This is a genomic window from Rosenbergiella collisarenosi (genome assembly GCF_018494085.1).
GTDB lineage: Bacteria > Pseudomonadota > Gammaproteobacteria > Enterobacterales > Enterobacteriaceae > Rosenbergiella > Rosenbergiella collisarenosi.
Genome location: NZ_JABBFP010000001.1, coordinates 524772 through 543772 on the forward strand (window position 1 = coordinate 524772; position 19001 = coordinate 543772).

Annotated in this window: 17 protein-coding genes; 8 read left to right on the forward strand and 9 right to left on the reverse strand. The window is 49.4% G+C overall.

The genetic code is table 11. The annotated features are described in order from the left end of the window. Positions 1–11: 11 nt before the first annotated feature. From lpdA to HGT70_RS02325, 3 genes are all read left to right on the forward strand, one after another. Positions 12–1436, forward strand: coding sequence for a dihydrolipoyl dehydrogenase (lpdA, locus tag HGT70_RS02315; protein ID WP_214194783.1), 1425 nt, complete (start codon positions 12–14; stop codon positions 1434–1436). A gap of 417 nt (positions 1437–1853) precedes the next feature. Then, entirely contained in the window at positions 1854–4451 is a 2598-nt protein-coding gene (acnB, locus tag HGT70_RS02320; protein ID WP_071431591.1) for a bifunctional aconitate hydratase 2/2-methylisocitrate dehydratase, read from the forward strand. A 114-nt stretch (positions 4452–4565) separates the two neighbouring features. Continuing rightward, positions 4566–4922 (forward strand): YacL family protein, encoded by a 357-nt coding sequence (locus HGT70_RS02325; protein WP_214194784.1) that lies wholly within the window; start codon positions 4566–4568, stop codon positions 4920–4922. Here HGT70_RS02325 and HGT70_RS02330 read toward each other — a convergent pair. Next, positions 4919–5278 (reverse strand): YacC family pilotin-like protein, encoded by a 360-nt coding sequence (locus HGT70_RS02330; protein ID WP_071431587.1) that lies wholly within the window; start codon positions 5276–5278, stop codon positions 4919–4921. The two genes, HGT70_RS02325 and HGT70_RS02330, sit on opposite strands and share 4 nt — an antisense overlap. A 140-nt stretch (positions 5279–5418) precedes the next feature. On the opposite strand from HGT70_RS02330, the gene cueO reads away from it, so the two are divergent. From cueO to HGT70_RS02350, 4 genes are all read left to right on the forward strand, one after another. Continuing rightward, positions 5419–7029 (forward strand): multicopper oxidase CueO, encoded by a 1611-nt coding sequence (gene cueO / locus HGT70_RS02335; RefSeq protein ID WP_214194785.1) that lies wholly within the window; start codon positions 5419–5421, stop codon positions 7027–7029. Positions 7030–7175: 146 nt separating this feature from the next. Continuing rightward, positions 7176–7706 carry a hypoxanthine phosphoribosyltransferase gene (hpt, locus tag HGT70_RS02340; RefSeq protein ID WP_071431583.1) on the forward strand — a complete coding sequence of 177 codons (531 nt, stop codon included), beginning with the start codon at positions 7176–7178 and terminating at the stop codon, positions 7704–7706. Between the two features lie 400 nt (positions 7707–8106). Then, a complete protein-coding gene (locus HGT70_RS02345) occupies positions 8107–9030 on the forward strand; it encodes an ABC transporter ATP-binding protein (RefSeq protein WP_214194786.1) in 924 nt (307 codons plus the stop codon). After that, a complete protein-coding gene (locus HGT70_RS02350; protein WP_071431579.1) occupies positions 9030–9800 on the forward strand; it encodes an ABC transporter permease in 771 nt (256 codons plus the stop codon). Before HGT70_RS02345 ends, HGT70_RS02350 begins: the two co-directional genes overlap by 1 nt. A gap of 44 nt (positions 9801–9844) precedes the next feature. Here HGT70_RS02350 and panC read toward each other — a convergent pair whose 3' ends face one another. The 8 genes from panC to thpR all read right to left on the reverse strand — a co-directional run bounded on the left by panC (position 9845) and on the right by thpR (position 16427). Continuing rightward, a complete protein-coding gene (gene panC, locus HGT70_RS02355) occupies positions 9845–10699 on the reverse strand; it encodes a pantoate--beta-alanine ligase (protein WP_214194787.1) in 855 nt (284 codons plus the stop codon). 5 nt (positions 10700–10704) lie between these two features. Continuing rightward, complete coding sequence (panB, locus tag HGT70_RS02360) at positions 10705–11502, reverse strand: 3-methyl-2-oxobutanoate hydroxymethyltransferase (protein WP_214194788.1); 798 nt, start codon at positions 11500–11502, stop codon at positions 10705–10707. Positions 11503–11584: 82 nt separating this feature from the next. Next, complete coding sequence (gene folK / locus HGT70_RS02365; protein ID WP_214194789.1) at positions 11585–12064, reverse strand: 2-amino-4-hydroxy-6-hydroxymethyldihydropteridine diphosphokinase; 480 nt, start codon at positions 12062–12064, stop codon at positions 11585–11587. A gap of 1 nt (position 12065) precedes the next feature. Next, positions 12066–13478, reverse strand: coding sequence for a polynucleotide adenylyltransferase PcnB (gene pcnB, locus HGT70_RS02370; RefSeq protein WP_214194821.1), 1413 nt, complete (start codon positions 13476–13478; stop codon positions 12066–12068). A 70-nt stretch (positions 13479–13548) separates the two neighbouring features. Beyond that, positions 13549–14448 (reverse strand): tRNA glutamyl-Q(34) synthetase GluQRS, encoded by a 900-nt coding sequence (gene gluQRS / locus HGT70_RS02375; protein WP_071431571.1) that lies wholly within the window; start codon positions 14446–14448, stop codon positions 13549–13551. 78 nt (positions 14449–14526) lie between these two features. Further along, positions 14527–14982, reverse strand: coding sequence for an RNA polymerase-binding protein DksA (dksA, locus tag HGT70_RS02380; protein WP_071431570.1), 456 nt, complete (start codon positions 14980–14982; stop codon positions 14527–14529). A gap of 183 nt (positions 14983–15165) precedes the next feature. Then, positions 15166–15870 (reverse strand): DNA/RNA nuclease SfsA, encoded by a 705-nt coding sequence (gene sfsA, locus HGT70_RS02385; protein ID WP_214194790.1) that lies wholly within the window; start codon positions 15868–15870, stop codon positions 15166–15168. An 8-nt stretch (positions 15871–15878) separates the two neighbouring features. Further along, a complete protein-coding gene (thpR, locus tag HGT70_RS02390; protein WP_157725354.1) occupies positions 15879–16427 on the reverse strand; it encodes an RNA 2',3'-cyclic phosphodiesterase in 549 nt (182 codons plus the stop codon). A 96-nt stretch (positions 16428–16523) separates the two neighbouring features. Here thpR and hrpB point away from each other — a divergent pair, with 96 nt between their 5' ends. After that, on the forward strand, positions 16524–18953 hold the full coding sequence (hrpB, locus tag HGT70_RS02395; protein WP_214194791.1) for an ATP-dependent helicase HrpB: 2430 nt from the start codon (positions 16524–16526) through the stop codon (positions 18951–18953). Positions 18954–19001 lie beyond the last annotated feature (48 nt).

Below are 19001 nucleotides of genomic sequence, written 5' to 3' on the forward strand. Positions count from 1 at the left end.
AAGAGGTCATGATGAGTACAGAGATTAAAGCCCAAGTTGTGGTACTTGGAGCCGGTCCTGCAGGATATTCTGCAGCATTTCGCTGCGCCGATTTAGGCTTAGAAACCGTACTGGTTGAGCGTTACAGCACTCTTGGTGGAGTCTGTTTGAATGTCGGATGTATTCCATCTAAAGCGCTGTTACATGTCGCAAAAGTGATTGAAGAAGCGAAAGCCCTTGAGGCGCATGGTATCGTATTCGGTAAGCCTGAGACTGATATCGATAAAGTTCGCTCTTGGAAAGATAAAGTTATTGGCCAATTAACCGGTGGCCTCGCGGGTATGGCAAAAGGCCGTAAAGTAACGGTCGTTAATGGCCTGGGTAAATTTACCGGCGCTAACACCCTGTCTGTCGACGGTGAAAACGGGTCGACCACTATTAACTTTGACAACGCTATTATCGCGGCGGGTTCTCGTCCGATCACGCTACCGTTTATTCCGCACGATGACCCACGTGTATGGGATTCTACGGATGCCTTAGCGCTGACTACCGTTCCTGAGCGTTTGCTGGTGATGGGCGGAGGTATTATTGGCCTAGAGATGGCTACTGTCTATCACGCATTGGGATCGTCGATCGACGTGGTAGAGATGTTCGATCAAGTTATTCCCGCGGCAGATAAAGACGTTGTTAAAGTATTTACTAAGCGTATTAGTAAGCAATTTAATCTAATGCTTGAAACCAAAGTGACCGCTGTCGACGCTAAAGAAGACGGAATTTATGTCACGATGGAAGGTAAAAAAGCGCCTTCCGAGCCACAGCGTTACGATGCAGTCCTAGTCGCTATCGGTCGTGTACCGAATGGTAAGGGGCTTGATGCCGAGAAAGCGGGTGTGAATGTCGACGAGCGTGGCTTTATCCGTGTCGATAAGCAACTGCGTACCAATGTACCGCATATCTATGCTATCGGTGACATTGTCGGGCAACCGATGCTGGCTCACAAAGGTGTTCATGAAGGCCATGTCGCAGCCGAAGTGATCGCTGGTAAGAAACATTACTTTGATCCGAAGGTTATCCCATCGATCGCCTACACTGAGCCAGAAGTTGCTTGGGTCGGTCTCACTGAGAAAGAAGCCAAAGAGCAAGGGATCAGCTACGAAACCGCAACCTTCCCGTGGGCAGCCTCGGGTCGAGCGATTGCTTCTGACTGTGCAGATGGCATGACGAAGTTGATCTTTGATAAAGAGACACATCGCGTTATCGGCGGAGCGATCGTCGGGACCAACGGTGGCGAGCTGCTTGGCGAAATTGGCCTAGCCATTGAGATGGGCTGCGATGCGGAAGATATCGCCTTGACTATCCATGCTCACCCGACACTCCATGAATCCATTGGCCTTGCTGCTGAAGTCTTCGAAGGAAGTATTACCGATCTTCCTAACCCTAAGGCGAAGAAGAAGTAGTTCTCCCACTGGGTAACGATCATAAACCGCAATAGCAATATTGCGGTTTTTTTTCGCTTTTTTATTGACCAGAATGCTGCGTTAAAGCACTCAACGGCTGTTAAACCTAGAGGATGATGTTATAAAAGAGTGCGTTTCTCAAGTAAGGATTGTGCGAAGCGTTCTCTTATTGAAGGACTTCTGCATATGGCAAGACAGCATTATTCTCTAATACCTTGCCCTAAAAGGTTATTTTTATCGTGGAAGTGCTTTTTATTAGGTAGTGATTATGTTGTGTTTTTGTAAACAGATTAACAAAGTATAAAAATACTGCTATTCTCAGTGGGCTAAACCGACCATCAAAAACCTATAAAAAGAAGATAATTTATCGGTAGTAGAGGGTTGAAAAGCTATAACAATGTGAGCGAGGAGAATGTCGTGCTAGAAGAATACCGTGAGCACGTTGCTGAACGTGCTGCCCAAGGGATTGTACCTAAGCCTTTAGATGCAACCCAAATGGCTGGCCTAGTAGAATTACTCAAAAATCCACCTGCGGGGGAAGAAGAATTTCTGGTCGACTTATTAGTTAACCGTGTTCCGCCTGGTGTAGATGAAGCCGCCTATGTCAAAGCAGGATTACTAGCGGCAATTGCCAAAGGTGAGACCAGCTCCCCACTAGTATCTCGTGAGAAAGCCACCGAGTTATTGGGAACGATGCAAGGTGGATACAATATCCATCCGCTTATTGAGCTACTTGAAGACGAGGCTCTCGCACCGCTGGCAGCTAAAGCCCTGTCTCATACACTCTTAATGTTTGATAACTTCTATGATGTAGAAGAGAAGGCAAAAGCAGGCAACGCTTACGCTGAGCAAATTCTTAAATCATGGGCGGAAGCGGAGTGGTTTAAAGCTCGCCCTGAACTCGCAGAGAAAATCACAGTTACTGTATTTAAAGTAACGGGTGAAACCAATACCGATGATCTCTCCCCCGCACCCGATGCATGGTCTCGTCCCGATATCCCTCTTCATGCACTCGCGATGTTAAAGAATGAGCGTGAAGGAATTATTCCTGACGAGCCAGGTAACGTTGGCCCGATTAAGCAGATCGAACAGCTCGCCGCATTGGGTCACCCACTGGCCTATGTCGGTGATGTTGTCGGAACCGGTTCTTCGCGTAAATCGGCCACTAACTCGGTGCTCTGGTTTATGGGCGACGATATTCCCCATGTACCGAATAAGAAGGGCGGTGGCGTTGTTTTAGGAACGAAAATCGCGCCGATTTTCTTTAATACTATGGAAGATGCAGGGGCCTTACCGATCGAGGTTGACGTAAACGATCTGAATATGGGTGATGTGATTGACATCTATCCGTATAAAGGTGAAATCTGTCGTCACGGTACCGATGAGGTCTTGGTTCGCTTCGAGCTTAAGACAGAAGTGTTGCTCGATGAAGTTCGTGCAGGCGGCCGTATTCCACTGATCATTGGACGCGGATTGACAACGAAAGCGCGTGAGGCCTTAGCCCTGCCTGCTAGCGATGTATTTCGTAGCCCCAAACCTGTAGAAACCACTACTCGTGGTTATTCATTAGCACAGAAAATGGTAGGCCGAGCTTGCGGAGTCGAAGGGATCCGTCCTGGAGAATATTGCGAGCCGAAAATGACCTCAGTGGGATCACAAGATACTACTGGCCCTATGACCCGAGATGAACTTAAAGATCTCGCCTGCCTTGGCTTCTCGGCAGATTTGGTCATGCAGTCATTTTGCCATACTGCGGCCTATCCAAAACCGGTTGATGTGCAGACTCACCATACATTACCCGATTTTATTATGAATCGTGGCGGCGTTTCACTGCGCCCTGGTGACGGTATTATCCATAGCTGGCTAAACCGTATGCTATTGCCCGATACAGTCGGGACAGGCGGCGATTCGCATACACGTTTCCCGATCGGTATCTCTTTCCCTGCAGGTTCAGGCCTTGTTGCCTTCGCGGCTGCGACAGGAGTGATGCCATTAGATATGCCAGAATCTGTGTTGGTGCGCTTTAAAGGCGAACGCCAACCGGGCATTACCTTACGTGACCTCGTGCATGCCATCCCGCTATACGCGATCAAGCAAGGTCTGTTAACGGTAGAGAAAAAAGGGAAGAAAAACGTCTTCTCCGGGCGTATCTTGGAAATTGAAGGCTTACCGGACTTAAAGGTTGAGCAAGCCTTCGAACTCTCCGACGCCTCAGCAGAACGTTCAGCTGCAGGATGTACGATCAAGTTAGATCAAGCACCTATCATCGAATACCTCAACTCAAATATCGTGTTACTTAAGTGGATGATTGCTGAAGGCTACGGTGATCGTCGTACCATTGAGCGTCGTATCCAAGGTATGGAAAAATGGTTGGCGGATCCTCAACTGCTTGAAGGTGATGCTGATGCAGACTATGCAGCGGTGATCGAGATCGACCTCTCTGAGATCAAAGAGCCTATCCTCTGTGCACCCAACGATCCTGACGATGCGCGTACGCTTTCTGAAGTGCAAGGTGAGAAAATCGACGAGGTCTTTATCGGTTCTTGTATGACCAATATCGGTCACTTCCGCGCGGCGGGTAAACTGCTGGACAAGTTCAAAGGACAACTACCGACACGTTTATGGGTTGCACCGCCTACCAAGATGGATGCGGCTCAACTTACCGAGGAAGGCTATTACAGTATATTCGGTAAGAGTGGCGCGAGGGTAGAAATTCCTGGCTGTTCATTATGTATGGGTAACCAGGCTCGTGTGGCGGAGGGCGCTACAGTGGTGTCCACCTCGACGCGTAACTTCCCTAACCGTTTAGGACAAGGCGCGAACGTCTTCCTTGCCTCTGCTGAGCTTGCTGCTGTTTCGGCGCTTCTGGGTAAATTACCGACTGCAGATGAGTATCAGATCTACATGAACGAAGTGGATAAGAGTGCTGAGGATACCTATCGTTACCTCAACTTTGATCGCTTAAATCAATACACTTCTAAAGCGGACGAAGTTATTTTCCAAAGCGCGGTGTAATCATCGGTAGCTTATGAAATAATAGTCGTACCTGAAAGGGGAGCCACCGGCTCCCCTTTTTATTGTTATAGCGGCGATATGGATCCCTGGATCCCGACGAGAAGAGGAGTCACTATGGATTATCAATTCGTGAAAGATATTGAGGGGAATGTTCGTGTCCAGATGTCCATGGATCATGAAGTGATCGGACACTGGTTCAACGAAGAGGTCAATGCCGACCCTGCGTTGCTGGACCAAGTTGTTAAGGCGGCGACGACTTTAAAAGGGACAGAGCAACAGTGGCAACATACCGGACGCGAATACACCATTGCATTAAGTGATGATGAAGTCATGATCCAAGCGAACTTACTCGAGATAAGTATCGATGAACTTGACGAAGGGATGAGCTACTACGATCAAGAATCCCTCGCATTTTGTGGGTTCGAGGATTTCTTTGCCTTAGTCGCCGCCTATCGCCAATTCTGTCGTTAATGAGACTGTTTATTTACGAAGGCGAGTAGGCCTAACGTTTTTTCTGCCAACAGATGACATTTTTGCTTACCGTCGATATGAATCCCTCGCAGATCCTCGTAACTGTTTTCACCACGTTGTTGCATATTAAAGCTATTATAATTACTTAAATTCCAGCCATTATTACGCGCGAAGTAGATGAGCGCATTACGAATCTGCGGGTCGGGTAAGTCTTGGTAGCCACAATCATTTTTCAGATAGATAAATACGGCGGTGAGATCAGCCATATCATCGGCCTGTGAATCGTCGAGCGCGTAACAATAGCTCGACAGTAGAAAGAAAAGTGGAAAAAACAGTATTTTGGCTAACGTTTTCATGAGAATTCTCATCACTACTAATATTCTCAAACGTTAGCACATAATTAGCAGCAATGACGATATGTTTACAGAGAGAATACTTGACCTTCCCTTAAGGGAATAGCGTAACGTCATCAGCTTGATACTTAGAGGGAATACGTATGCAACGTCGAGATTTTATTAAAATAAGTTCACTTCTGGTTGCTTCAGGAGTATTACCAGCATGGAGTAGGGAGGCAATGGTCGGTCAACGCCCGCTGCTCACGACACCGAGTTTATTGGAACCCGACCTTCATCAACGCATTGACCTCACAGCGATGACCGGGCGCAGTGTCTGGAACGGAAATACCGTAGCAACTTGGGGCTATAATGGCGGCTATTTAGGTCCAACTATCAAACTGCAACGTAATCAGCCTGTCTCAGTCCGCATCCATAACCAGCTCCCCGTCGATACGACTGTCCATTGGCACGGCTTGGTGGTAGGTGGAGAAGTCGACGGTGGACCGCAGGAGCTTATTCGTGCGGGAGGGCAGCGCGAAGTGAGCTTCACGCCTGATCAGCCTGCTGCGACCTGTTGGTATCATCCTCATCCGCATATGACCTCGGGGTTACAAGTGGCCAAAGGGCTTGCGGGAATGTTGGTCATCGAAGATGAACATATTAAAACGCTACGAATCCCCTCACAGTGGGGCGTAGATGATATTCCGCTCGTCTTTCAGGATAAAAAACTCACAACAGCCGGAACCGATATCGACTATCAACTCGATATTATGCACGCCGCGGTCGGCTGGTTTGGGGACATGATGCTGACTAATGGGACCCAGTATCCGCAAATCGCCCTCCCAAGCGGTTGGGTGCGTCTACGTCTATTGAATGGATGCAATGCTCGCTCCATGAATCTGGCACTTAGCCACGGTCGTCCGATGTATGTTATCGCGAGTGATGGGGGATTATTAGCTGAACCGGTCAAGATCGAACACTTGACGATGCTACCCGGCGAGAGGTTCGAAGTCATGATCGAACTGACGGATACTACGCCTTTCGATCTACTAACCTTACCGGTAACCCAAATGGGGATGACACTTGCACCTTTCGATCAACCCCTACCGCTATTGAAAATTTTACCTTTACGCATCGGCGGGGCGAGTGAACTTCCAGATCAATTGGCCTCGTTGCCTGCTCTCCCCACTACACAAGGCCTCACGCGGCGTCGTATTAACCTGTCTATGGACAAGCAACTTGACTCTGAAGGGATGCAGCAATTGATGCAGCGCTATGGTCATCAAGCTATGGCCGGCATGTCGATGCCACATACCTCAGCGAGGTCTGAGGCTCATGATACGACGATGCAGCACGCTGGCCATGATATGTCGGGAATGGCTATGTCAGCGGGTCAGGAGACTCAACAGGCATATGATTTCCACCAAGGGAATAAAATTAATGGTAAGGCCTACCAGGTTGGGGATATCGCGTGGCAAACCCCGCAAGGCCAACATGAGATTTGGGAAATCAGCGGTGAAGGGGACATGATGCTACATCCTTTCCATATTCATGGTACTCAATATCGGATCCTTAGCGAGAATGATCAGCCTGTTGCCGCCCATCGACAAGGGCTTAAAGATACGGTGCGCGTTGAGGGGGGAGTGAGCCAGGTGCTGGTTTCATTTGCCCATACGGCTGATCGACAGGCGCCTTATATGGCCCATTGCCATTTGCTTGAGCATGAGGATACGGGAATGATGATGAGTTTTACGGTGGGTAAAAATGGTTAAATAGGGGTGATAGAGGGTTTTTATCTCAAGGAGATTCCCTGTTATACTGCAGCCCCTAAATTTTAGCGGTAAATTGCTGGGTAGCTACCGGTGATTTACGCTAGGCCGCACAATGAAAACTGAGTATTCTCAGTGAGATAGAGATTATGAAACATACCGTTGAAGTGATGATTTCCGAGCAGGAAATAAAGAACCGTGTTACAGAGTTAGGGCAACAAATCACCGCCGCGTATCAAAATCGTGGAAGAGAGATGGTGTTAGTGGGGCTCCTACGTGGTTCCTTTATGTTTATGGCGGACCTCTGCCGAGCGATCGATGTCTCTCATGAGGTCGACTTTATTACTGCATCAAGCTACGGAAATGGTATGTCATCGACCCGCGATGTCAGAATTCTCAAGGATCTAGACGAAGATATCCGAGGTAAGGATGTATTGATTGTCGAGGACATTATCGACTCGGGGAATACCTTGAGTAAGGTGCGCGAAATCTTGCAATTACGCGAGCCAGCCTCTTTGGCTATTTGTACGTTACTCGATAAGCCAGAACGTCGCGAGGTTGAGGTCACGGTAGAATATGTAGGTTTCCCTATTCCTGATGAGTTCGTTGTAGGTTATGGCATTGACTATGCTCAGCGCTACCGCCATCTCCCTTACGTGGGACGCGTGGTCCCTGAGTAAGGCAAATAGCACAAATTTTCAGGCCAGCTTAGCTGGCCTGTTCTATAATGGACGCCAACTGGACCGTGTTAGTCTGCATTCACGTCCTCTACTCATGCACTATTTTCATTTGCTATCGCACGACAACGAAAGCGCATCGTAGCTGACGTTTACTTATTAGCGTTCTCCTCGATATGTGCATCAGGACGTTAAGGTAGCTTGCCACCCACAGTTAGGCTTGATGATTAAAACAGACAGGCATCCTCTTGCGCTTAGCTACCACGCTTCCAAGCATGACGCTTTATAATAGACAGCAAACAGAATGGCGAAACTTCTTTAGATCCTTGCCGTGTATCCTATTTTTGGGGCAGTGAGGGGATCGTAAAACGCGGATCTGTCATCAAACAGGTATGGAGTTGATATGAATTATGCGCTGGAGATATCCGGGCTAACGAAAACGTATGGTAATCAAGTTCACGCGTTGAAGGGAATAGACTTAACGGTTGAAGCGGGCGATTTTTACGCATTACTCGGCCCGAATGGCGCGGGAAAATCGACGACGATCGGGATTATCAGCTCGCTGGTGAATAAGTCCTCTGGGCATGTAAAAGTGTTTGGTTATGACTTGGATAGCGACAAAGTCCGAGCGAAGCTCCAATTAGGTTTAGTACCGCAAGAGTTTAATTTCAATCCCTTCGAAAGTGTCCTGCAAGTCGTCACTAACCAAGCCGGTTACTACGGGGTAGAGAAAAAACTCGCCTTAGTGAGGGCTGAAAAATATCTACGCCAGCTCGATCTGTGGGAAAAACGTCATCAAAAATCGCGTATGCTCTCGGGTGGGATGAAACGACGCCTAATGATTGCACGAGCATTAATGCATGAGCCGAAATTACTTATCTTGGATGAGCCTACCGCAGGTGTCGATATCGAATTAAGGCGTTCGATGTGGGGATTCCTTAAACAGCTTAACGAGTCGGGAACAACGATTATTCTGACAACCCACTATCTCGAAGAAGCTGAGATGCTCTGTCGTAATATCGGTATCATTCAACGCGGTGAGCTGGTTGAAAATACGAGTATGAAGGCGCTGTTGGCGAAGGTTGAGTCAGAAACGTTTCTTCTCGACCTCGCCCCACATACCACACCGGCTGTGTTAGAGGGCTTTCGTTATCAGAATATTGATGCGACAACGCTGGAAGTCGAAGTGCAGCGTGAACAGGGAATGAATGACGTCTTTAGCCAGCTTTCGGCGCAACAGATACAGGTATTAAGTATGCGTAATAAAGCGAATCGCTTAGAAGAGCTATTTGTTGATTTAGTCAGTAATTCTGGGAAGGGTAACTAATGGCACATTTATATTGGGTAGCGCTTAAACGATTATGGGCGAAAGAGATCCATCGTTTCGGACGCATTTGGATCCAAACGCTGGTTCCCCCTGTGATTACCATGACGCTCTATTTTATTATCTTCGGTAATCTGATCGGTTCGCGTATAGGCGATATGCATGGCTTTACTTATATGCAGTTTATCGTCCCGGGTCTGATCATGATGTCGGTAATAACTAACTCTTACGCCAACGTAGCGTCTTCCTTTTTTAGCGCTAAATTCCAGCATAATATTGAAGAGTTATTGGTTGCGCCTGTACCGACTCACGTTATTATTGCCGGTTATGTCGGGGGCGGCGTGGCGCGGGGTATTTGTGTCGGTGCGCTTGTGACGGCAATTTCCTTACTGTTCGTGCCTTTTCATGTTTTCTACTGGCCAATGGTTGCGTTAACGATCTTATTGACCTCTATTGTCTTTTCATTAGCTGGCCTATTGAACGCGGTATTCGCACGGAGCTTTGATGATATCAGCTTGATCCCAACCTTCGTGTTAACGCCTCTCACCTACTTAGGAGGGGTATTCTATTCGTTATCGCTGCTGCCCCCTTTTTGGCAAGGAGTATCGAAGTTAAACCCTATCGTTTATATGATAAGCGGCTTTCGTTACGGATTCCTCGGTATTCACGATGTGCCAGTACCGTTGACCTTAGCGATTTTGGCGATTTTCGTTGCGCTATTCTACGGCATCGTCTGGGCGCTAATTGAGCGTGGAAAGGGCTTACGTAGTTAGAATCCCCTCATACCTCGATACCGATAGTGTGAGGGGACTGTGCCTTACACTATCGGGAGAGCGACCTGTACATTATCAATGAGCCTCGCCTTTCCTAACCATGCTGCCATTAGAATTACGGCGTTTTTGCTGTGCTTAGAGAGCGGCATCAAGGTATCGCTATCACAGAGGGCGATACCATCCGGCTGCCATCCTTGATGGGTTAACTGTTGTTCCGCATCGTGAACGATTGCCGCGAAATCTCTTTCTCCCTGCTGTAAGCGTTCTGCCATCGACTGCATAGTTTGACTTAGTTCAACGGCTTGTTCACGTTGTGCGTCGGTCAAGTAACCATTCCGCGAGCTTAACGCGAGACCGTCTGCAGCCCGGACTGTCGGTACGCCAACAATAGTGATCGGGTAATTAAGGTCGACAACCATTTTTCTGATAATGGCTAATTGCTGGAAGTCTTTCTCCCCGAAGCAGGCAACATCGGGCTGAACAATATTAAATAGCTTACTGACTACCGTACTTACGCCCCGAAAGTGTCCAGGCCGACTGGCCCCTTCCAATAGCTCAGACAGCCCAGGGACCTCGACGAAGGTTTGAGCGCTAAGCCCATTGGGATAGAGGGTATTGGCATTAGGGGCAAATAGCATATCCGCTTTCCCCGCGAGTAGTTGTTGATCGCGTTCAAGAGTGCGCGGGTAGCGATCGAGATCGTCAGGACGATCGAATTGCATTGGATTAACAAAAATAGAGACAACGACATAATCAGCACGTTGCTTCGCTCGCTCAACCAATGTCAGATGCCCTTGGTGCAGGTTGCCCATCGTCGGGACGAAAGCGATCGTTTTACCTTGGCGGCGTAGATCAACCAACACCTGTTGTAGAGGGGGGATTTCATGAAACGTCTGCATCGTTGTTACCCTTTAAAACTATGTTCTGCACCGGGGAAGGTTCCGGCTTGGACTTGGCGTTGATACTCCGCAGCCGCTTGGGAAATTGATCCCGTATCCGTTAAGAAGTTCTTAGCGAATTTAGGAACATAACCGGAGGTAATACCGATCATATCTTGCATCACCAGTATCTGGCCGTCGGTGTGCGGGCCGGCTCCGATGCCGATGACGGGTATAGAGAGAGCTTTGGTAATGCGCTCAGCTAAGGAAATGGGGACGCACTCCAGAACGAGGAGTTGCATACCCGCGGCTTCTAACGCCAAGGCATCGTTTAGCAGCTGTTCAGCCTGTTGCTCTGTTTTACCTTGCACTTGGTATCCGCCGAAAATATTGACAGATTGTGGGGTTAACCCAATATGCCCACAGACCGGTACGGCGCGTTCCGTAAGGAGTCGGACGGTCTCCACTAGCCAGGCCCCTCCTTCAATTTTAACCATGTTTGCCCCAGCCTGCATGACGCGCGCCGCATTCTGGCAAGCTTGCTCGGGAGTGGCATAGCTCATAAAAGGGAGGTCCGTGAGGAGGAGGACATCGGGGGCCCCCTGACGCACATGGCGTGTATGATAGACCATATCGTCGACGGTAACCGGAAGGGTGGAGTTATGTCCCTGAATCGTCATGCCTAACGAGTCGCCGACGAGTAATACTGGAATTTCCTGGTCGGCGAAAAGGCGCGCGAAGCTGTAGTCGTAAGCGGTAAGTGAGGCAAATTTTTGACCTTCACTTTTCCACTGACGTAAATTTTTTAGAGTAATAGCAGCCATAATAAACTCTTACCATGAAAAGATGGTGCGAAGTTTACCGTAACGGGTTCTAGACGGGAATCCCTAAGCTGGCTTTAGGCGGTTACCACAGAGAGAGGGTAGAGGTATCGAGTGCGGCTAAACAGCCGTTTACTGTTTTGTCGTGACCCAGCGGGAGATCGCCCGCGACCTCGGCGAGGGGGACTAACATAAAGGCGCGGTTGTGCATGTCGTAATGAGGCAGGGTCAGTCGTTCGCTCTTTATCCGTACATCGCCGAAGAGGAGGATATCGAGATCGAGCGTACGTGGACCCCAACGCTCGTCTTTACGCTCTCGCCCTTGCTCGAGTTCGATTCTTTGGGTGTGATCAAGCAAGGTAAGGGGAGAGAGCGAGGTATCCAGCACCACCACGGCATTGAGATAATCCGGTTGATCCTGCGGACCATAGGGCGGTGTCCGGTAGAATGACGAGGTCTTGATAAGCGTTGAGTCGGGCAATATCGCAAGTGCCGCAATTGCTCGACGACACTGATCGAGAGGGTCTCGAAGATTACTTCCTAATGCGATATATACCCGGTTCATCTTAGCCTTCTTGACGACGTGGGCCGTTACCTTTCGGCGTTCGTTTACGTGGACGTGTGTAGCGACGGCGTTGAGCGGGGTCGCTACCGAGCTCTTGCAGCATCGTCGCTTGCTCGTTGGCATTTTTGGCTTGAAATTCTGTCCACCATTCGCTCAAGCGGGTAAGCTCAGCAGACGACTCGACGCTAGCTCGTAGCACTAAAAGATCGTAAGCCGCACGGAATTTAGGGTGCTCCATCAGCTTCCAAGCACGCTTACCATGGCGACGAGAAATACGCAGTTGTAAGGTCCAAATATCCCGAACCATAGTCGTGAAACGTTTAGGGATGGCAATCGCTCGGCACGCTTCATCTAAGGTATCATTCATTGCTAGTGAGAAAGCCTCGAAGAAAGGTAGGCCGCTTTCTTGAGCGATTTGCTGCGCTTTCTCTTGTAGCGGATACCAGTACATCGCCGAGAACAGGAAGGCAGGGTTAACCCGTAGATCATTGTGCAGACGGTGGTCGGTATTTTTTAATACCTGCACCAAGATCCGCTCCATCGGGCTATCGCCGCCTTCGGTGAAGTACTGATGGATCAACGGAAATAATGGCTCAAACAGCTGATATTTACGAAGCAATGGATAAGTCTGCTCACCATAGCCCGATTGCAATAATTTTAGCGTTTCTTCAAATAGGCGTGCTGGCGGGATATTTTTTAGTAGCTCGGCTAACTCAGGAATAGGTGCCGCAGTTTCTGGTGCGATCTGCATACCTAATTTTGCACTGAAGCGAATAACCCGTAGCATCCGCACCGGGTCTTCGCGGTAGCGCGTCTCCGGGTGGCCAATAAGGCGAACGATACCTTGCTCTAGGTCGCTAAGGCCATTGACATAGTCGCGGACGGTAAAATCGGCAGCGCTATAGTAGAGACTATTAATAGTCAGATCACGGCGCTGTGCATCGTCTTCAATACTACCAAAAGTATTGTCACGGATAAGCATGCCATTTTGGCCTTGCTGCGACGTATTATGATCGACCGTTTCCTCTTGCTCATGGTGCCCTCGGAAAGTGGCTACTTCGATAACTTCTGGTCCGAACATAACGTGCGCTAGGCGAAAGCGTCGCCCAACGAGTCGGCAGTTACGAAATAATTTACGCATCTGCTCTGGGGTTGCGTTCGTCGTAATATCGAAATCTTTCGGTTTTTTACCCAAGAGTAGATCGCGGACACCGCCGCCCACCAAATAAGCCTCAAATCCTGACTTATTAAGACGGTGCAACACCTTCAAGGCGTTATCACTAATATCTCGACGCGAGATCGTATGTTGATCGCGCGGGATGATCGTTATCGGTGGTGGAACGTTTTCTGCAGAGGTATTCTCCTCGTCACGCGTAAGGATTTTTCGGCAAAAATTAGCGACTCGGGTAAAAATGGTACACCTCAACAATAAAAGTAGATACTGTGGTAAATGGAAGGCTCATCATAGCCTGTTGTGAGCCATTTTAGAACGTCGATAACGCATCTGTAGTAATGAAAGTGCTATTAATTGGGATTTTTACCCTTTGCCACTGCTTGACGGCCTCATCAATCAGCTGTCTGACCGTAAAATCCTGCCATTCCTTGTCCACCTCTTGCCCGAGCAGGATCAACGCGTGGATGAGCGTCCGCTGCAGATTCTGTTGAGGTAGCGCCGGGGCGTGGTTCTGTTTTGACAGCTTATTACCATCTGGACCGAGGGCGAGAGGCAAATGAAGGTAATCAGGTGCCTGCCATCCTAGCTGCTGATAGAGGGTAAGCTGGCGCACCGTAGGCTCGATAAGATCGGCGCCCCTCACGACTTGGGTAATGCCTTGGTCGTGGTCATCGACCGTGACGGCGAGGTTATAGGCAAAAAGGCCATCCCGGCGATGGATAATAAAATCCTCCTGCGCCAGTTGGGGATTACAGACCACGGTGCCACGGAGTAGATCGTTGAAATGCGTCACTGGCGACTGTTGATAGAGACGCAACGCAGCGTCGGTTGCCCTATGACCCTGCGTTCGACAGGTTCCCAAATAATACCCGCCCGATTGCTGGATCATTTTCCTGGTACAAGTACAGTAATAGCTATTGCGATGGCTGATTAGCCACTCGAGAATCTCGCGATAGCGGGCATGATGCTGCGATTGCCAACTGACCGGTCCATCCCATTCAAGCCCATAGGTTTCGAGCTGATGTAATATATTCTGGGCGGCGCCAGGGATCTCCCTAGGAGGATCGATGTCTTCGATACGCACTAGCCAGCGTCCTTGTTGCGAGCGGGCGTCAAGGTAGCTTCCTAAGGCGGCAATAAGGGAGCCAAAGTGCAGATCACCAGAGGGGGAGGGCGCGAAGCGGCCAACTACAGGGGGAAATTCATTCATAATGAGAGTAATCGCACAGCCACTGACGATGAGTCGTCGCGGCCGTGCAATTAGGGTTGTCCTCGAGCAGTGGTAGGGTTAACCTGCCATCTGTTTTTCGCGAATTTCTGCTAACGTCTTACAGTCGATACACATATCGGCAGTTGGACGAGCTTCAAGACGGCGAATGCCGATTTCCACACCACAGGCTTCACAAAAACCGAAGTCGTCATCTTCAACTTTTTTCAGCGTTTTTTCTATTTTCTTAATTAACTTACGTTCACGATCTCGGTTACGTAATTCCAGACTGAACTCTTCTTCTTGTGTTGCGCGATCTGCCGGGTCAGGAAAGTTAGCCGCTTCGTCTTGCATATGACTGACGGTACGGTCTACTTCATCCCTGAGTTGATTACGCCAAGCAACAAGAATTTTCTTGAAGTGTTCCAGCTGGGCTTCGTTCATATACTCTTCGCCCGGTTTCTCCTGATACGGCGCCACCCCAGCGATGGCGAGGATACTTAGAGACGATGTTTTACGTTTTTGCCCTTCTTGCATGTTGCTTCTCCTGGATAACACGCACTATCGATTCCTGATTTCCCTCAGAGGGGAAAAAAACAGGGCGCTATAAATATCAGAATCCGTAGGGGTTGGCAATTGCTGATAACGATGAGTTTCTCGTTATTGATAATATGTTTCTAATATAAGAGGGAAAACTCTTAAAAGAAAAGATTTAGCCTCTTATTCAATAAATGGAATCGGGTCCACTAACCGCAATCGCTGTGGCGTAATTTGCGCGCTATACGCGACGACCTCGACGCCCATAGCGAGTGCGTCTTGTAATAACTGAGCATAAACGGGGTCGAGATGTTTTGCCGCGCTCACTTGGCGAATGCCGGTATGTAATACCGCAAAAAAAAGCAGTGCTCGTTTTCCCTGTTTGACGACGGACATTAATTCTCGTAAATGCTTTTGTCCACGCAGGGTCACGGTATCAGGGAAGTACCCTTGTTCACCTTCTCGTAAGGTCACCGATTTTACTTCCAGAAAGCACTCTTCACCGTGTTCATTATAAAGAACAAAATCGACGCGGCTCTTTTCGTCACCAAAGGCCACTTCTCGCCGCCAACGGGTAAAACCAGCCAGGGCAGGCACCGTATTTTGTGCAAAAAGCTCTTCTGCAACCTGATTGGCCCGCAAGGTGTTAATAGCAATCCATTGGTTATCCGCGGTTTGGGTTAGCTCCCAGCTATACGGATATTTTCGGGTGGTCGAAGAAGAGAGTGAGTACCAGACCGTATCTCCTGGAGTTGCACAACCCGTCATTGCGCCGGTATTGGCGCAGTGAATCGTAACGATTTCTCCATCTGGCAGATAAACGTCGGCTAAAAAACGCTTATAGCGTTTGAGTAGGGTGGCCGGTTGCAAGGCAGGTGTAAATTCCATCACTCCTCCTAATTGGGCGACAGTGGATAAGTGTTTTCGAGAGTAATGATCCGTCGACTTCGCTGATAACGGCTGCTGAAGAGGGAGAAATGGTTACAGGCCACAGACCATGAGAAATTCCGTTTGGGCAGCGTCAAGGAGGATGGAACTTGCCTCAACAGCGTGACATGGGGATGAAAGGGCAGAGAAGACTGCGGACACCCGATACGCGCGACGCGCGAACGCAGTAGCGCGGCTAATTGTAGTAGCTCACGCGGTGCAGGACGGCACCCCACCCAGCATTGTCCTGAACGCGGCCAGTATCCGGCGTCGTTAAGTGTGAAGGTAAACGCGGGGGAACGCAGGGCAGCAATGGCGGGGTGCAACTGACTAAGTTGCGCGGCGTTGGGTGAATTTATCCATGCTAGAACCATATAAAGTTGTGCTTTCGGGAGTGGGATCCCCTCATCCGCAGGTAAAGCGGTTGCACGCCACGTGACCAATTGTTCGGTGACCGAGTCAGGTAGTGTCAGTGCTAAGAAGTAATGATCTGCTTGGATTGTTTTGGCGAAAACCACAACGTTCCTTATTAAGATTAATGGGGAGGGACAAGAATAAAAGGTAGATCAATGATATAGTTGCCATAGTATCATAATCCTTAAACGGAGCGAATCTTGAGCCTCCTCCCCATTCATGATGTTCTTGACGAGTTGCTGAACGCCCTCTCTACTTCACCGCAAGTGATCCTGCAAGCGCCCCCCGGTGCTGGTAAATCAACGTGGCTTCCTTTACAGCTGCTACGAGGTTTGGCGTCGCCAGGAAAAATCATCATGTTAGAGCCGAGACGCTTGGCTGCTAAAAATGTGGCTTATCGCCTTGCTCAGCATCTTGGTGAAGAACCCGGCGCTACTGTGGGATACCGTATGCGTGCCGAACAGTGTGTGAGTAAAGCCACTCGTATCGAAGTCGTGACAGAAGGCGTGTTAACGCGGCGCCTGCAACAGGACCCCTTACTCGAAGGGGTGGCGTTAATCATTCTCGATGAATTCCATGAGCGCAGTTTGCAAGCGGATCTCGCCTTAGCGCTGCTCTTGGATATACAAGAAGGGCTACGCGATGATTTAACGCTACTCATCATGTCGGCGACACTGGATAACCGCCGCCTGGCCGAGGTATTGCCCCAAGCACCGATTATCACATCAGCAGGTAAGCAGTTTGCTGTTGAACGGTTCTATCATGGACTCAATGCGCAACGACCTTTCGCCGTTAATGTTGCCACTAAAATTGTTGAGGTATTACAGCAAGAGTCGGGCGATATGCTCGTATTTTTACCCGGCGAGCGAGAAATCCATCAAGTTATGAATCACTTGTCAGGGCATTGCCCGCTAGACGTCTTGGTGTCTCCCTTATACGGTGCATTGCCACTCGAGCAACAGCAACAGGCGATTAAAGTATCGCGTAGCGGGCAACGTAAAGTCGTGTTAGCGACCAATATTGCCGAAACCAGCCTTACGATCGACGGTATTTGTCTCATTATTGACTCGGCTCTGGAACGTGTCTCGCTATTCGATTTACGCGCAGGATGCCACCGGCTTAAAACACAATTTGTCAGCCAGTCGTCTATGACACAACGCGCAGGGCGAGCTGGACGCTTGATGCCAGGCAAGTGTTGGCACTTAATATTTCAAGAACAGGCGGATCGCTTAGCGGAGCAGCCGACCCCTGAGATTTTACGCAGTGAGTTGACCGGATTGCTGCTGAATGTACTTGCTTGGGGCTGTCCATCGGTGGCTGCGCTTAATTGGTTAGATCTCCCTTCCGAATCCGCATTGAATCATGCCCGAGAACAACTCGCTAAGATGATGGCAATTGAGGCTACGGGGCTTCTAACGGCGAAGGGGAGAAAAATGGCGAGTTTTGGTATGGCGCCGCGGCTAGCTGCGATGCTGGCCGACGCTGAATCACGACCCGATAGCCACGCTACTGCAGCACTGCTGACGGCGATCATCGAACAACCCGAAAGACGAAGTGAAGGGGATTTACGTGATAACCTTGCAGCACCTAGCTCTCTATGGGGGATTCGCGCGCGTCAGGTCGCCCGCATGCTGGGTTCACCCTATGGCGCTTATCGTGCTGAAGAAGTCCTCCCCTTATTAATGAGCGCTTTTGCCGATCGTATCGCCTACCGGCGTGGCGCAACTCACCGCTATCAGATGGCCGATGGGCGCGGGGCGACACTTACTCCCGACCACCCTTTAAGCCACTATTCATGGTTGATTGCGCTACAACTACAACTTTCCGCCGATCGTCATGAAGCGACTATTCAACTGGCTTTGCCTTTCTCTCTTGAGGACCTGCGGCGAGACGCCCCACAACTGATTACCGTCCGACCTGCTATCGAATGGGATGCGGGGCAGGCACAATTCAAGATATGGCAACACGAGGTCGTGGGCGAAATCGTAGTGAGTTCTCGGCCCGGAGAAAAACCAGAATCTCAACAGCTGATCAGCGCTTATCTACGCTGGGTGAAAGAGAGAGGGGTGAGTGTACTACCTTGGGATATCGCTGCGCGTGAGCTGCGCGAGCGGTTACGTTATGCTCAGCAGTGGCTACCTGAACTAGAGTGGCCGTCGATGAGTGACGCAGATTTACTGGACAGCCTTGAGCGATGGTTAGCCCCTGAGCTTGAACAATTACCTTCTCTAGGAAATTTTTCCCGTATCAATCTCTATGCCGCCCTGAAGGCTCAATTAACGTGGGCGCAATGGAAATGTCTGGAGACTGATGTCCCCACGCATATCGTTATCCCTTCGGGGAGAAAAGTCGCTATCGATTATTTATCGCCGCGCGCACCATTACTTTCGGTTAAGGTGCAGGAGATGTTCGGGCAGCACGCACCCTTACGCTTAGCTCAGGGACGGATTGCCTTAATCATTGAGTTATTATCGCCAGCACAACGACCCATTCAAATTACGCAGGATTTACCCGGTTTCTGGCAAGGGAGTTGGCGAGAAGTACAAAAAGAGATGAAAGGGCGCTATCCTAAACATCTGTGGCCCGACGATCCGGCGAATACGTCGCCCACAACGAAAACACGAAAATGATCTGTTGGAAATTTAGTAACGAATCTTTCGGAGGGTTCTGTGTTTTTG